The sequence below is a fragment of the Acinetobacter sp. Ver3 genome, from assembly GCF_000632455.1.
In the GTDB taxonomy this organism is placed as follows: Bacteria; Pseudomonadota; Gammaproteobacteria; order Pseudomonadales; family Moraxellaceae; genus Acinetobacter.
Map to the genome: position 1 here is coordinate 1 of NZ_JFYL01000156.1, position 1,421 is coordinate 1,421.

Consider the following 1,421-nt stretch of genomic DNA (forward strand, 5'->3'; position numbering starts at 1 on the left):
GCAATCAGATCAGCACCATCCCCTTGAGCTTGAATCTCGATCTTGCCTTTGCCTGCATAGAGTCGTGCCCCTTCTTGCGCTGCAAATAAACTGATCTTTTTGCTGGCATGTCCGATGATGCTGTCTTGCGTGCTGGTGTTAATGCTTCCTTGTGCAATTTGGTTGATCTGCCCATCTGCACTGAGGTGGATGTCTTCGTTACTTTCTATGGCAATTGAACTTGGTGAAGCCAAGAGCATGATCGCTTGTTTAAAAGCCGCGGCTTTGCTTTGGTCTTCGCTCTCTAAGTTCTTGAGATAGCCCTGTAGGTTTTCGAGTAAGCTCAGTGGATCAGTTTGTTGATTTTGTGCCACTTCACTTAAGGCTTTGGCGTTGTTTAAGCTACTTTCGAGTTGTTGTTTGGCTTCGCTTGCATCTAAATGGTTTGCTTTGGCTTGTTCTTGTTTATAGGTGGAGATGAGTATACCTTCGCCCGCCCGTACTGCACCCCATTGGTCGGTTCTGAGTTCGAAACCTTCACCACGTCCTTCACTTTCTGCTGTTGCTTTGGGATGACTGAGATTCCCTAGGTTAAGTTGGCTCGCCCCGTGGGTGTTTTGCAGTTGGGTGGAGATTTGTCCTGTGGTGTCATCAAAGCGGAGTTGTCCATAGCCTTCGCCTTGGACTTCTTTACTTTTAATCCCTGCGAGTTTTTTGGTGTCTGGCAGTTGGCCTTGACTGTCAAATCGGGTTGGGCTGCGTTGGGCTTCATGTAGGCGGCCTACCACAAAGGGACGGTCGATGTTGCCGTCAAAGAAGTCGATGACCACGATTTCATTGATTCGAGGAAGGAAGCGTGCACCATAGCCTTCGCCTGCCCATGGGGTCAGTACATCGACCCAAGCTGAATCGGTGTCGTTGTTGTTACTGCCGGCACCGCCATCAAATTGGTGGTCTTCTGCTCGGGTAAACAGAAAGCGTACTTTGATGCGTCCCCATTCATCGACATGGATTTCTTCTCCTGCAGGTCCCACTACTTTGGCGCGTTGCGGATGGGTGCTAGGTCGATGTTGTAGTGGGTTGTATTCGGGTACGGTTTTGATGTTGCGTCGTTGTAGGATGAGTTCGCTGGCTTGGCGTTCTTGGTCCTTGTGGGTTGCTTGGTTGGTGTTTGTCTTGTGTTTTGGCGTCCATTGGCTGCGTTGTAGCAGTTGTTGGACTTGTTGGTCTAAGTCTTTGGGTAGGTTGTTTTGGTTGTAGTAGCGTTTGCCTACAATGAGGAATTCTTGGTCAGCTCCGCTATGTTGTTCAATTTCTGGGTGTCCATCGAGTTTGAACCAGTAGCCGACTTGGCTGTCTCTGACGCTGGCTTTGGCGATGAATTGTTTGCTTTGTCCGACGTAGTAGTCGCTGAGGTGTTGGTTGAGTTTTTCGACTTGGCT

General features: G+C 49.3%; 1 protein-coding gene. It reads right to left on the reverse strand.

Annotation, left to right across the window (positions count from 1 at the left end; genetic code table 11):
• A partial coding sequence (locus tag CL42_RS16095) for a type VI secretion system Vgr family protein (RefSeq protein WP_035270946.1) occupies positions 1-1,421 on the reverse strand: 1,421 nt, incomplete at both ends.